The organism is Ruegeria arenilitoris (genome assembly GCF_013035425.1).
Classification (GTDB): domain Bacteria; phylum Pseudomonadota; class Alphaproteobacteria; order Rhodobacterales; family Rhodobacteraceae; genus Ruegeria; species Ruegeria arenilitoris_A.
On record NZ_WQHX01000004.1, the window covers coordinates 336,816 to 351,151 of the forward strand.

Annotated in this window: 12 protein-coding genes; 7 read left to right on the forward strand and 5 right to left on the reverse strand. The window is 53.1% G+C overall.

Features of this window, described 5'->3' with window-relative positions; genetic code table 11:
• The first annotated feature begins 107 nt into the window (after positions 1-107).
• Genes GOV45_RS14115 through GOV45_RS14140 form a run of 6 tightly spaced genes read left to right on the forward strand, consistent with a single transcriptional unit; the run spans position 108 to position 7,490 of the window.
• The gene (locus tag GOV45_RS14115) at positions 108-1,928 is read left to right on the forward strand and encodes an ABC transporter ATP-binding protein (protein ID WP_170478911.1); all 1,821 of its coding nucleotides are present in this window, start codon (positions 108-110) and stop codon (positions 1,926-1,928) included.
• A 6-nt stretch (positions 1,929-1,934) separates the two neighbouring features.
• Entirely contained in the window at positions 1,935-2,744 is an 810-nt protein-coding gene (locus GOV45_RS14120; protein ID WP_170478913.1) for a glycosyl transferase, read from the forward strand.
• Positions 2,745-2,752: 8 nt separating this feature from the next.
• Positions 2,753-3,922, forward strand: coding sequence for an acetylornithine deacetylase (gene argE, locus GOV45_RS14125; protein ID WP_170478915.1), 1,170 nt, complete (start codon positions 2,753-2,755; stop codon positions 3,920-3,922).
• 34 nt (positions 3,923-3,956) lie between these two features.
• The gene (locus tag GOV45_RS14130; protein ID WP_170478917.1) at positions 3,957-5,123 is read left to right on the forward strand and encodes a M20 aminoacylase family protein; all 1,167 of its coding nucleotides are present in this window, start codon (positions 3,957-3,959) and stop codon (positions 5,121-5,123) included.
• A gap of 19 nt (positions 5,124-5,142) precedes the next feature.
• On the forward strand, positions 5,143-6,306 hold the full coding sequence (locus tag GOV45_RS14135; protein ID WP_170478919.1) for a M20 aminoacylase family protein: 1,164 nt from the start codon (positions 5,143-5,145) through the stop codon (positions 6,304-6,306).
• A gap of 20 nt (positions 6,307-6,326) precedes the next feature.
• On the forward strand, positions 6,327-7,490 hold the full coding sequence (locus GOV45_RS14140) for a M20 aminoacylase family protein (RefSeq protein ID WP_170478921.1): 1,164 nt from the start codon (positions 6,327-6,329) through the stop codon (positions 7,488-7,490).
• 19 nt (positions 7,491-7,509) lie between these two features.
• On the opposite strand, the gene GOV45_RS14145 is transcribed toward GOV45_RS14140, so the two are convergent.
• Both GOV45_RS14145 and moaA read right to left on the reverse strand, forming a co-directional pair.
• Positions 7,510-8,862, reverse strand: a complete 1,353-nt coding sequence (locus tag GOV45_RS14145) for a 3-deoxy-D-manno-octulosonic acid transferase (protein ID WP_170478922.1) — start codon at positions 8,860-8,862, stop codon at positions 7,510-7,512.
• A 1-nt stretch (position 8,863) separates the two neighbouring features.
• Positions 8,864-9,871, reverse strand: a complete 1,008-nt coding sequence (moaA, locus tag GOV45_RS14150; protein WP_170478924.1) for a GTP 3',8-cyclase MoaA — start codon at positions 9,869-9,871, stop codon at positions 8,864-8,866.
• A gap of 90 nt (positions 9,872-9,961) precedes the next feature.
• On the opposite strand from moaA, the gene GOV45_RS14155 reads away from it, so the two are divergent.
• On the forward strand, positions 9,962-10,378 hold the full coding sequence (locus tag GOV45_RS14155; RefSeq protein ID WP_170478926.1) for a hypothetical protein: 417 nt from the start codon (positions 9,962-9,964) through the stop codon (positions 10,376-10,378).
• Here GOV45_RS14155 and GOV45_RS14160 read toward each other — a convergent pair.
• From GOV45_RS14160 to glmU, 3 genes are read right to left on the reverse strand one after another with little or no spacing between them, the layout of a single operon-like run.
• Positions 10,375-11,067, reverse strand: a complete 693-nt coding sequence (locus GOV45_RS14160; RefSeq protein ID WP_170478928.1) for a DNA alkylation repair protein — start codon at positions 11,065-11,067, stop codon at positions 10,375-10,377. The two genes, GOV45_RS14155 and GOV45_RS14160, sit on opposite strands and share 4 nt — an antisense overlap.
• Positions 11,064-12,887 carry a glutamine--fructose-6-phosphate transaminase (isomerizing) gene (gene glmS, locus GOV45_RS14165; protein ID WP_170478930.1) on the reverse strand — a complete coding sequence of 608 codons (1,824 nt, stop codon included), beginning with the start codon at positions 12,885-12,887 and terminating at the stop codon, positions 11,064-11,066. Before glmS ends, GOV45_RS14160 begins: the two co-directional genes overlap by 4 nt.
• A gap of 3 nt (positions 12,888-12,890) precedes the next feature.
• Entirely contained in the window at positions 12,891-14,246 is a 1,356-nt protein-coding gene (gene glmU / locus GOV45_RS14170; RefSeq protein ID WP_170478932.1) for a bifunctional UDP-N-acetylglucosamine diphosphorylase/glucosamine-1-phosphate N-acetyltransferase GlmU, read from the reverse strand.
• Positions 14,247-14,336: the final 90 nt, after the last annotated feature.

Below are 14,336 nucleotides of genomic sequence, written 5' to 3' on the forward strand. Positions count from 1 at the left end.
AAAGCAAGTGTTGCCGTAGGGAAAATTAGCTACGGGTTTGACTTTGCCTACGTTGCGGCCTTAGCGTCGGGCATTCGAGTAAAAAGCTTGCCTAGGGGAGCGGGTACGTGCTGGACCAGCCTATTGCACAGATCAGAAAACTTCGGGTCGAGTTCCAGACCAAAGACGGCCCTGTGGTTGGCGTCGAAGACGTTTCATTCGAGGTCAAACCGGGTGAAACCGTTTGTATCGTTGGCGAATCGGGATCCGGCAAATCAGTATCTTCGCTGTCCTTGATGCGGCTTGTGGAGTTCGGTGGTGGCGAGATTGCAGGCGGTGAATTGCTGTTTGATCGCCGTGACGGAGAGGAAATGGATCTGTCCAAAGCTGACCAGGATCTGATGAAACAGATTCGTGGCAACGAGATTGGAATGATCTTTCAGGAACCGATGACGGCCCTGAACCCGGTTTTCACTGTAGGTCGACAATTGACCGAAGGCTTGCGCATTCACAAGAATCTGTCGAAATCGCAGGCCGAAGATCGCGCGTTGGAGTTGCTGCGCCAGGTTCGCATTCCTGAACCAGAGCGTCGGCTCAAACAATATCCCCATGAGTTATCAGGCGGAATGCGCCAGCGCGTCGTAATTGCCATGGCCATGGCATGTGAGCCGCGCCTTCTGATCGCAGACGAGCCGACTACGGCCTTGGATGTAACCATTCAGGCTGAGATTCTTGCGCTGATGGACAGGTTGAAGCGCGAAACCGGCACTGCAGTAATGTTTATTACCCACGACATGGCCGTTGTTGCCCAGATGGCGGACCGGGTCGTCGTTATGTTCCGCGGCAACAAAGTTGAAGAAGGACCGGTAAAAGAAATCTTCGAAAACCCGCAGCATGATTACACCAAAGCTTTGTTGGCCGCCGTGCCCAAGCTTGGCGAAATGCAAGGCAAAGCTGCGCCGGAACCGATGAAACTTCTTGGCGTCGAGGGGCAGAAAATCGCTCCAATACCCGGCACTGAGGATGTCTTGCTGACAGTTAGAAATCTAACAACGCGCTTTCCAGTCAAAGGTGGTCTTTTACGACGCACGATTTCGAACGTGCATGCGGTCGAGGACGTGTCATTTACTCTTAACAGGGGACAAACACTTAGCCTAGTTGGAGAGTCCGGTTGCGGCAAATCTTCGGCTGGCCGGTCGATCCTGCGATTGGTTGAACCGATGTCAGGCGAGGTCGAATTGGACGGTGTCGACATCATGAAGTTGGATCATAGAGGTCTGCGCAAGGCACGTCTGGACATGCAGATGATATTCCAGGATCCATTTGCGTCACTGAACCCGCAGATGCAGTTGGTCGACCAAGTTGCCGAGCCTATGCGCAACTATGGTGTTGCATCTGGGTCTGAATTACAGGATCGGGTTGCCGAATTATTCGACAAAGTACAACTGCCGCGCAGTTTTATGCGCCGTTTTCCGCACGAGATGTCAGGCGGTCAGCGACAGCGTATCGCCATTGCCCGCGCTTTAGCCCTTAATCCCAAGTTGATTGTAGCGGATGAGGCTGTGTCCGCGTTGGATGTATCGGTTCAGGCTCAGGTGTTGAACCTGATGATGGAGCTACAATCCGAACTTGGCCTCAGCTATCTGTTCATCAGCCATGATATGGCTGTGGTTGAACGGGTCAGCCATCAGGTCGGTGTCATGTATCTTGGCAGGATCGTAGAGCTAGGGCCTCGTGCGCGTGTCTTCGAAAATCCGCAGCACGCCTATACTCAGGCGCTGATGAAAGCCGTTCCTATCGCCGATCCGAACAAGCGCAAATCTGAGAAAGATTTGAACTTTAAGCCAATACCGTCGCCAATACACCCCATCGGTCACACGCCCGAGCCGTCGAAATATCGCGAGGTTGAACCTGGACACTTTGTGCTGGAAACCGATAGCGGTTACTAGGGCACCATGAAGAAGCAAATAATTTGTATTAATTGGGGCACCAAATACGGTCCGAATTTTATCAACCGGCTGTATGGGATGGTGGCGCGCAATATAACACCTCCTTTCAGCTTTACTTGCTTCACCGATTCCCGGGAAGGAGTGCGATCCGAAGTCTTGTGCGAAGACTTACCAGAGGTTGATTACGATATGCCGGTCGGCGTCATTGGAAAATGGCCAAAATCCCGTTTGTGGGGCAAGAACCTTGGCGCATTGAGTGGACCTGTATTGTTTCTCGACCTCGACATCGTTATTACCGGATCGTTGGACATCTTTTTCGAAATTGGCGACGAAGACGATGTTGTGATGTCCAGAAATCCGACGACTCCGTTTGAGCGTTTGGGCCAAACTTCGCTTTTTCGGTTTCCAGTTGGGAAGCTTGCGCCTATGCAGCAGGCGTTTCGAAAGGATCCTCAGAAAATCGCCGAGAAGTTTCGATTCGAGCAACGCTATGTGACGCAAAATGCGCCAGGTGGCGTCAAGTTCTTTCCACGATGGGCCGTGCAACAGTTCAGCCATGATTGCGTATGGGCCTTTCCACTGAACCTCGTGATGACTCCAAGGCGGCCGAAGAAAGCCAGGGTCGTAATCTTTGCCGGGGCCAACGATCCTGAAAACGCGATTGAGGGCCGATGGACCCGACGGCACACTGCCGGATCGATCCGCACCTATTGGGCCGCTCGGCATGATCGAAAATCTACGGAAAGCAACAGCTTACGATATATGCGCCATTTCATCAAACCAGCGAAATGGATCGAAGAGCATTGGGTAGCTTAGAAAAGAGTATGAGTGCTATGAAACTATCGCCCAAAGATCTGCTGGACAGGCTTGTGTCTTTTCCAACGGTCAGCCGCGATAGCAATCTGCCTCTCGTAAACTGGGTCGCGGATTACCTGAAATCAAATGGTATCGAACCACATATCTGGCCGGATCCAGAGCAGCCGCATAAGGCTGCGATCTTTGCGCATGTAGGCCCTGATGAAGAAGGCGCCGTGGTTTTGTCGGGGCATACTGACGTTGTTCCAATCGATGGACAGCCTTGGGATACCGATCCATTCGTGGTTACGGAACGTGACGGTAAGTACTTTGGGCGCGGCACTTGTGACATGAAGGGGTTTGACGCACTCGCCATTTGGGCACTTGTCGAGGCGCAACATTTGGGAGTTTCGCGACCGCTCCAATTGGCGTTGAGCTTCGATGAAGAGGTCGGCTGCACGGGGGCTCCTCCGATGATTGAGGCTATGCAAAAAGTATTGCCCAAAGGTTCGGCGGTGATCGTGGGCGAGCCTTCGATGATGCAGGCCGTTACCGGCCACAAAGGTGGCTTTGGTTTCGATACGCACTTGATCGGGTACGAAGTTCACAGCTCGATCATGCATACGGGCGTAAACGCGATCATGGCAGCGGCTCCCTTGATCGATTGGGCCAACCACCGAAATTCGGAAAACATGTCCGCTCCTCCCAGCGATTTGGCTGCCGTATTCAACCCGCCTTGGACAACATGTCATGTTGGCATGATCGAGGGCGGAACTGCGCACAACATCACTGCCAAGGATTGCCGTTTCATGATGGATTTCAGGGTGGTTCCGGGTGAAAAGGTCAGCCAGTGGAAAGACGCTTACATGGAACAGGTACGTCTCGCAGAAACTAGAATGCAAGCCGTGCATCCTGACGCTCGGATCGAAGTTTCAAACAGTTTTTCCGTGCCTGCGCTGGTGCCCGAAGGTGGCGGCGAGGCGGAAACTTTAGTGCGTGCTTTGACTGGCGATAATGCAACCCATGTTGTCAGCTATGGAACCGAAGCAGGGCAATTTCAGGAAGCGGGGTACTCGGCAGTAATTTGCGGTCCCGGTGATATTGCACAAGCGCATCAGCCAAATGAATTCATTACGGTCGACCAATTCAACGCGGGCCACGTGTTTATGCAAAAGCTGGTGGACCGTTTGAGAATTTGATCCGCTTTTGGATCGTTGTAGAGGGAGATTACAGATGCCCGTAAAAAACCGGCTTGCTGAAATGCATGATCAGATAACCGAGTGGCGCCACCATCTGCATGCCCATCCCGAGCTTTCCTACGACGTTCATGAGACTGCCGCGTTTGTCGTTGAACGCCTCAAGGACTTCGGCGTGGACGATATCACTCCGGGTATCGGAAAAACTGGCGTTGTTGCGGTTATAAAGGGCCGGATGGATACAAGGGATCGCGTTATTGGGCTGCGTGCCGACATGGACGCGTTGCCGATCGAAGAGGCGACCGGGCTCGATTATGCCTCAACCGTGCCAGGAAAGATGCACGCCTGTGGTCACGATGGCCACACGTCGATGTTGTTGGGGGCGGCCCAGTATCTTGCGGAAACACGGAATTTCGATGGTACCGTTGTGTTGATCTTTCAACCCGCTGAAGAAGGCGGCGCGGGCGGTCTTGCCATGTGCAAGGATGGTTTGATGGATCGATGGGGAATTCAAGAGGTTTATGGCATGCACAACGCGCCAGGCGTTCCGGTCGGTGAGTTTGCAATTCGGCCCGGCGCACTGATGGCGTCTTCCGACGAGTTTGACATTACGGTTACTGGTAAAGGCGGTCATGCGGCTGCGCCCCATGAGGCGATCGACACAACTCTGGTTGCATCGCATATCGTAGTGGCCCTTCAGTCAGTAGTGTCCCGCACAGTCGATCCGATCAAACGGGTTGTACTGACGGTCGGAACGTTTGAAACCGACAGCGTCGCCTCAAACATCATTGCGCATACCGTTCGACTGCAGGGCACAGTGCGAACGTTGGACCACGAGTATCGAGCGATTGCCAAAGAGCGCGTGTTCCGAATTGCGGAAGACACTGCTTCGGCTTTCGGCGCCGCAGCTCAGGTAACGTGGACGCCGGGTTATCCGGTAACCGTGAATTCTGAGGCTGAAACGACTTACGCAGCGGAAGCAGCTATGGCAGTTGCAGGCAAAGTAAACGACAATGCGGAGCCGATCATGCCGTCAGAAGATTTTGCCTACATGCTTGAAGAAAGGCCCGGAGCCTACATCTTTATCGGAAATGGAGACACATCAATGTGTCACCACCCAAAATACAATTTCGACGATGGCGCTATTCCCGCCGGTTGCAGCTGGTTTGCTGAACTGGTGGAACGACGAATGCCAATCGTTTGAACAACAGTTGAGGACCCAAATGCCGATCAAAAACCGCCTTGCCGAAATGCATCAGGAAATCACTGGTTGGCGACAGGATTTCCACCAAAATCCTGAAATTCTTTATGAAACTCATCGCACCAGCGCATTGGTCGCTGAGAGGCTGAAAGAGTTTGGCTGCGATGAAGTTGTGACCGGAATTGGTCGAACCGGAGTGGTAGGTGTCATCAAAGGCAAGACTGACACAAAAGGTTCTGTTATTGGGTTGCGCGCCGACATGGATGCTTTGCCGATGCAGGAACAAACTGGTTTGGAATACGCATCGAAAGTCGACGGCGCGATGCACGCCTGCGGTCACGACGGCCACACGGCAATGGTTTTGGGCGCGGCGAAATATCTGTCTGAGACGCGGAACTTCGATGGCACCGCAGTTGTTATTTTCCAACCCGCCGAAGAAGGCGGCAAAGGTGCTGAGGCTATGTGCCAAGACGGTCTGATGGACCGCTTTGGGATTCAGGAAGTTTATGCCATGCACAACGTACCAGGGCTGCCGATGGGGCAATTCGCCATTCGATCTGGCCCATTGCTGGCTGCTGCAGATGAGTTCGAAATCAATTTGGAAGGGCAGGGCGGACATGCCGCAGAACCGAATGAAACCATTGATACGACGGTTATGCTCTCCCAACTGATTGTAGCGTTGCAGACTATTGTGTCGCGAAACGTGGATCCGACGTTACAGGCAGTTGTGTCGGTGACATCGGTCGAAACGTCCTCAAATGCATTCAATGTCATACCCCAATCTGCGCGTGTGGGGGGGACTGTTAGAACGCATTCCAATGAAATGCGCGATCTGATCGAGAAACGTCTAGGCGAGGCCGCTCAATCCGTCGCCGAGACATTTGGGGGATCCGCCAAAGTGACCTACACACACGGTGTTCCAGTCACAATAAATGCGGAAGAACAGACAGGTTATGCTGCTCAGGCCGCGATCTCGGTTGGTGGCAGCTGTGGTGAGGCACCGATGGTCATGGGCGGCGAGGATTTTTCTTTCATGCTCGAGGAGAGGCCCGGAGCTTTTATCGTTCTGGGCAATGGCGATAGCGCCGGATTGCACCACCCCGAATACAACTTTAACGACGAGATCATCCCGATAGGATGCTCTTGGTTTGCTGAAATGGTCGAACGCCGCATGCCGGCCGCTTGAAAAATCGCAGGAGAAAAAAAATGCCAGTCAAGAACCGTTTTGCTGAACTGCAAGATGAAATTACCGCGTGGCGACGCGATATTCATGAAAATCCGGAAATTTTGTTCGAAACGCACCGTACCAGCGCGCTGGTCGCCGATAAGTTGAAAGATTTCGGATGCGATGAAGTTGTGACCGGTATCGGCCGAACAGGTGTTGTAGGGGTCATCAAAGGCAAAGCAGACACTAAAGGCAAAGTCATTGGACTGCGCGCTGACATGGACGCGCTGCCGATCCACGAAGCGACTGGTCTGGACTATGCTTCAAAAACTGATGGGGCAATGCATGCCTGCGGCCACGATGGACACACGGCCATGTTGTTGGGGGCTGCGAAATACCTTTCTGAAACTCGTAACTTTGACGGTACGGTTGTGGTCATCTTCCAACCCGCCGAAGAAGGCGGCGGAGGCGGCCGAGAGATGTGTGAAGACGGAATGATGGACCGTTGGAACATTCAAGAGGTCTATGGCATGCACAACTGGCCAGGCAAACCAACTGGCAGTTTTTCGATCAGGCCCGGATCATTCTTTGCTGCGACCGATCAGTTTGACATCACTTTTGAGGGTCGCGGCGGCCACGCGGCCAAACCGCAAGAGACGATAGACACCACTGTGATGACTGCACAGGCTGTGCTTGCTCTGCAGACAATAGCATCGCGAAATGCCGATCCGATTGATCAGGTTGTGGTGTCGGTAACCTCTTTTGAAACCTCGTCCAAAGCGTTCAACGTGATCCCGCAGACGGTTCAGATCAAAGGAACCGTACGCACCATGAGCAAAGAAATGCGAGACCTGGCGGAGCAGCGTATCAACGAAATCTGCAATGGCGTTGCTGCGACTTTCGGCGGCAAGGCCAACGTTACCTACATTCGCGGTTACCCCGTTATGGTGAACAGTGACGAGCAAACAGAATTCGCTGCTGAGGTGGCTCGCTCGGTTTCGGGCGCTTGCGAAGAAGCACCGCTTGTTATGGGTGGCGAAGATTTTGCCTTTATGCTCGAAGAGCGACCGGGCGCCTATATCCTGGTTGGAAATGGCGACACGGCGATGGTGCACCATCCGGAGTATAATTTTAACGACGATGCCATACCTGCAGGATGCAGTTGGTGGGCCGAGATTGTTGAACAGAGGATGCCTGCAGCTTAAGATATCTGGAGCGCGGGGTTCAGTCCCCACGCTTCCCAGAAAACTCTGAATTAGAAACGACGGCCGGTCCAGAGCTTTCGAGGTTTAGGGCTTTGCAAAGACTGTCCAAAATCGAATTTAACTGCGATTTCTGAGTATTTACGCAAGACTGGGCAGCTGCTTGCGCATCCGCCAGTGCAGACGGGTCACCCAGCCATTTTGCTACTGCATGTGACAGATCGAGGCTTGTCTTAACTTCCACAGCGCCACCAAATGAAATAAGCGGCGCAAATGTTTCTGCGAAATTGAAAAAACCCGGCCCGGTAATTATTGCTGCCCCGGCTTGTGCCGGTTCAAATGGGTTATGACCACCTATTTCTTTCAATGAGCCACCAAGAAACACAATCGGACATAGGGCGTACCATGTTCCGGTTTCCCCTAAAGTATCTGCAACATACACTTGGGTATCCGTGCTGATGGCTTCTTTTGCAGTACGCAGCGTATAGGAAAACCCCAATTTCCTGATCAACTCGGAAATTTCATCGCGTCGCTCAGGGTGACGTGGGATCAGCAGTAAAAGCAAATCCGGCCAGCGTTTCAAAAGCTCTTTGTGTGCGTCCAGAACATATTCCTCTTCACCGGCATGGGTCGAACTTGCGATCCACACCGGGCGATCTGAAATCTGTCTTCGAATGTCGGTGAGACTCGCCTGATCCACAGGCAATGGATCAGAAAATGATTTCAGGTTTGTACCAGACTGCACGCGGTCCGCAGCGGCCCCCATAGAAATCAAATTTGCTGCAGTATTGCTATTCTGCGTCAGAAACAGTCGAAATTGGGCCAATATGAAACTTGAGGTCTGGGGGTGTTTTTTCCAGCCATTTACCGATTTCTTTGACATGCGCGCATTCAAAAGGGCCAGGGCAACGCTCCGCTTTGAACTTTCGACGATAAGGCGTGGCCAGATTTCGCTTTCTACAAAAATCCCGGCATCCGGTCTCCAATGGTTCAGAAATCGCCGAACGGAGTCGGCGGAGTCCAGCGGAGGATATTGGTGGCGAGTACGCGGCGGCATTCTTTTTTCAATCAGCAATGCAGAGGTCGGTGTGCCAGACGTGATCAGAAACTCAGCGTCAGGCAATCGCTCTCCCATTTTTGTTATCAAACTGAGAACGGAAAGACTTTCCCCCACGCTCGCGGCGTGAAACCAGATCAAGCGTCCGTTAGGCCGCGGTAAGCTGGCGTGACCCAGTCGCTCTCTTTGTCTTTCAGCTGGTACCTTTGCAGCTTCCAGCTTTTTGCGGACAACTCGCCATGCAAACGGGGCAATGATCGAAGTAACCCCGCAATACAAGTGATAGAGCAGCGTAGGCTGGCTGTGTTGGACCGGCATTTTAGCCGCCTGTGTGGCTCATGTGTCGGCTCATCTGACCGTCGACAGCCTGACGGGAGTAATCAAAGTCGTGGCCTTTGGGCTTTAGGTCGATTGCCGCACGGATCGCCGCTTCAAGCGGTCGTTCGGAATCTGGGTTGTCGCGCAGGACACCGCGCAGATCCGCCATATCTTCCTGTCCGAGGCACATGTAAAGCTGGCCTGTGCACGTTAGGCGTACTCGGTTGCAGCTTTCGCAGAAGTTATGAGAAAGCGGAGTAATAAAGCCAATTTTCTGACCGGTTTCTTCGAGCCGGACATAGCGGGCGGGTCCACCAGTCCTTTCAGCCAGATCAGTGACTGTGTAATGGTTTTCGTATTCCCGACGAACATCTTTCAAAGACCAGTATTGATCCAGGCGATCTTCATTACCGATATCTCCCATCGGCATGACTTCGATCCAGGTCAGGTCCATGCCGCGTTGGGCACACCATTTTGTGATCGAAGGCAGTTCCTCTTCGTTGAACCCTTTGAGAGCCACGGCGTTAATCTTTATCCGTAAGCCAGCCTTCTGAGCGGCATCAATACCGTTCAAGACTTGCTTAAGGCGACCCCACCGGGTCACTTTGCTGAACTTGTCTTCGTCCAGCGTATCCAGCGAAATATTTACTCTGCGGACACCAGCGGCATACAGGTCGTCAGCAAATCTATGTAGTTGGGAACCATTTGTTGTTAGAGTTAATTCCTTCAACGCACCGCTTTCCAAGTGGCGGGTCATGCTGTTGAAAAAGCTCATAATGTTCCGGCGCACCAAAGGTTCGCCACCGGTGATCCGCAGTTTTTCCACGCCCATGCTGACGAACGTAGAGCACATGCGGTCCAGTTCCTCTAGCGTCAGTAAGTCTTTCTTAGGCAGAAAGGTCATATTTTCCGCCATGCAATAGACACAGCGGAAGTCGCAGCGGTCCGTAACAGAAACGCGGAGATAAGTGATGGCGCGGGCAAACGGGTCGATGAGCGGAGCAGTCATAGGCCATAGGTAAAGCGGCAATTGCTTACCGGCAAGGGCGAACTGCGCTTTAGGCTGGAACAGATTGGCGAGGGCGGATAAGTTTCCAGCATGAGATATACGCTGTTGATAGCATGTATTCTGGTCAGTGGGTGCGATGCTGTGAGGTCCACATCCGATCGAATTTTTGGTGGCTCAAGCCCTGAGCCCGAGCTTCAACCTGCTACAGTTGAAGCCGTGGCCGAAACACCGCCTCCGGCCACTGCCAATGCGGGTTGGAATGGACCCAGAAAGACTGTTGCGGGTCTTGGCGATCCGAATACCCCTGGTCGGTGGCTGGAAACGCCGTTGGTCGAAGTGGAAATGACAGGCCGGGTGGTCGTTCCAAGGACCGGAGCACAGGCTTACATTACACTGGTTCCGGTGTCTGCTTCTGGGGGGGGCGGTAGCCGACTATCCTTGGACGCGATGCGGGCGTTACTTGTGCCCTATGACGAATTGGTTGAATTGGAAGTATATTCCAACTAGCCGCGCAAGTATTTTCCTGCTTCTTTTCGGGCAAAGGGCTTCATTTCATCACCATGCCGGTCAAGGAATACGATTACGCGCTCGGGATCATGTTTTGACAGTTCACGTAGCCACCAGGCTATCGCCTTTTGGATAAACCAGTCTCGGTCCGGGACATAACCAGCAGCCCACTGCAAAATTCGATCACGCCGTTCTAAGTCATCGGGTTTTGGATGGTTCTGCTTGGTCCACGGAAGGGTTGAGACCAAAGCGGCACGTTTCGTCCACATGTGATCTGAAACAGTCCATTCAGCGACCTGATCCAGCCGGTTCGGGTCTGCGATCAAGCGTTTCTGGACTGCCGTGCAAGCATGATCTGCGATGGCCCATGCGTCAAATTCGGGCAGCCAACTTTGCAATAGGCTCCAGACCGCTTCGTCTGGTCGGATGCGCGCCTGCGTCAAAAGTTTTGACGCAGCGACACGGCTTTCGTGGATATTGGTTCGCCACAATGCGTCCGCGAGAGCGACCCTGCCCGATACATCCAATTCCTTGCGCCAAGCTTTTGTTAGGTCGTTCAGAATCGGATTAGGCACACCCAGATATGGTCGCTGAGCTTTGTGATAGGCCGCCACCTGTTTTGCACGATGGGCGTCTGCATGGAATTTTATCTGATCCAAATAGTATTCCAAAGGAACCGGGTTAGTCATTCCACAGTCACAGACTTCGCCAGATTACGCGGTTGGTCCACATCCGTCCCCTTGGCCAAGGCCGTATGGTAGGCCAGCAATTGTGCAGGAACGGAATACAGGATCGGTGTCAGATTTGGATGAACATGGGGCATCCGTATAGTGCTCCATACCCCGTCTTGAGCATCGGCAATTCCTTCGTCATCGGATACCAAAATGACCTTGCCTTTGCGCGCCATGACTTCCTGCATATTTGACACAGTCTTGTCAAAAACTGCGTCTTTAGGAGCCATTACGACCACTGGCATATCCTTATCGATCAGGGCGATAGGCCCGTGCTTCAATTCCCCCGACGCGTAACCTTCCGCGTGGATATAACTGATTTCCTTCAGTTTAAGCGCCCCTTCCATTGCCAGCGGGTACATCAGCCCACGGCCCAGAAAAAGAACGTCGCGCGCTTCGGACAGGCGTTGGGCCGATTTGCGAATAGTGTTAAATTCATCCAGCGCTGTGTTCAAAACCGAGGGCAACCCACGCAAGGCTGCTGCATGGTCAGAGATCTGTTCCGGACTCAATGTGCCACGATCAACAGCGGCCTTCAGAGCCAACATAAGCAAAACGCTCAATTGGCATGTAAACGCCTTGGTCGAGGCAACGCCGATTTCCACGCCGGCGTGAATTGGTAGCGCTACGTCACTTTCTCTAGCGATCGAGCTCTCAGGAACATTGATGACGGAAACGATTTTATCTGCTTTGCCCTCGCAGTATCGAAGCGCAGCCAGAGTATCAGCGGTTTCACCAGATTGGCTTACGAATAACGCCAGGGTGCGATCAGGGACCGGAGGTTCCCGATACCGGAATTCGCTTGCGATATCGACCTCGACCGGCATTTTGGCCAGCTTTTCAAACCAATACTTCGCTGTAAGGCAGGCATAAAATGCGGTGCCGCAGGCGACCATTGTCAGGCGGTCCAGCTTGGTGAAATCGATGTCATCGCCCGGCAGAACCACGTGATCGCCACCTGATGGTAGATAGGATCTAATCGCTTCCGCCACCACAATCGGTTGTTCAGCGATTTCCTTTGCCATGAAGTACTTGTGCTCACCCTTGTCTGCCCGGGCATTGTCCAGTTTGATCTGACGCATTTGGCGGTTGGCCAGCTCGCCTGCTTCGTTGCGGACTTCAAGCGAGGTGCGGGTCAGCACTGCGCGGTCACCTTCTTCAAGATACGTGATGCGATCCGTCAATGGTGCCAGAGCGATGGCATCCGAACCCACGTACATTTCACCCGCCCCATGCCCTATGGCTAACGGGGAGCCTTTGCGCGCGGCGACAATCAGGTCTTCTTCACCATCGAACAGAAATGCCAACGCAAACGCTCCCTCAAGCCTGTCGATGGTTTGGAAGGCGGCCTCGGCTGGAGACAGTCCGGTACCCATATAATATTCCGTCAAAAGGGCGACGGTCTCTGTGTCAGTTTCGGTTTCAAACCCGACCCCATGCTCCGCCAATTCGGTGCGCAACTCGCGATAGTTTTCAACAATGCCATTATGAACAACAGCCACAGGGCCTGCCTTATGCGGATGCGCATTAGTGATCGAAGGTACACCATGTGTGGCCCAGCGAGTGTGACCAATGCCCGATTTTCCCGGCAGAGGTTCATGCACCAACAGATCGCTCAAATTGACAAGTTTACCGACCGCGCGCCTGCGCCCCAATGTGCCACCGTTCACTGTGGCAATCCCAGCGCTGTCGTACCCGCGGTATTCGAGGCGTTTCAGCGCCTCAACCAGAATAGGGGCAGCCTCGTGATTGCCTAAAACGCCAACAATTCCACACATTACTCAGGCTCCTTTGTCGCGGCGAGCCTTCTTCGCCCTCAACATATCAAAAAACTTGCTTGCATAACCCGGTTTGTTTTGTTGTTTGGCGCGAGCGACGGCAAGCGCGTCTGGCTCAACATCTTTGGTTACCACGGTCCCTGTAGCTGTCATTGCTCCATCCCCAAGCGTGACGGGGGCAACGAGCATGGTGTTAGAACCGACAAATACATTTTCGCCAACTGTCGTCTTATGTTTCATCATCCCGTCGTAATTGCAGGTGATCGTACCCGCGCCAATATTCGACGCGGCCCCGATAGAAGCGTCGCCGATATAGCTGAGATGATTTACTTTTGCGCCCTCGGCTATCACAGCGTTCTTGATTTCTACAAAATTGCCGATCCGCGCATTTTCTGCCAACTCCGTGCCAGGTCGAATACGTGCATATGGGCCAACGATTGCTCCTCGGCTTACGTGACAACCTTCAAGATGGGAAAAGGCTCGGATGGTCGCACCACTTTCGACAGTGACATCCGGCCCAAAAACCACGTTAGGTTCGATGACGGTGTCGCGTCCTATTACGGTGTCGGCGGACAGATAGACTGTATCCGGCGCCATTAGCGTAACCCCCTGCTGCAACAAAGCGTTGCGTGCCCGGGTTTGAAAAGCGGCATCGGCAGCTGCAAGATCAGCACGGGAATCCACACCTAGAGTTTCAGCCTCGTCGCACTTGATCGCCGTTGCCGTCAACCCACGCGCGTTGGCTAACGCAACAAGTTCGGTCAGATAGAACTCACCAGATGCGTTTTCATTGCTGACCTGATCAATTAGATCGAAAAGCAGATCGGAATTGCAGGCCAAAAGACCGCTGTTTGTAAAGCGAATGGCGCGTTGTTCTTCGGTTGCGTCTTTGTATTCAACGATTTTCTGCAACCTGTCACCGTCCATGATCATCCTGCCATAGCGCGGTTGAACCTCGGCAATATCAAAGCCCAACATAACCAAGTCAAAGGACTTACGGGCAGCAATCATTCGCTCCAGTGTCGTTGGCTCAATGAAAGGAGTATCACCGAACAGGACAACAACATCGCCCTTGAAGCCTGTCAGCGCGTCCCGCGCTTGTGCAACAGCGTGCGCGGTGCCAAGCTGTTCCTCTTGAACCGCCACGCTTACAGATTCGTCCTCGACCTTTGCAACCCTGGCCACTTCTTCAGCACCGTGCCCGGCTACAATAACGGTGCGTTCTGGCGAAAGAACCGCGCCTGCTCGCATCGCATGAACCAGCATAGGAGTTTGAGCGATAGGTTGAAGAACTTTTGGCAAATCGGAATTCATCCTCGTGCCTTTTCCGGCGGCAAGGATGACAAGGGCGGTATTCATAAAATCGTTTTCTCTTTTGTTTTGTCGCCGTCCGTTTTATCCGCTGACGCTAAAGGCGCAAGCGCTGCGGCCATCAAAGAAGATTGCCGA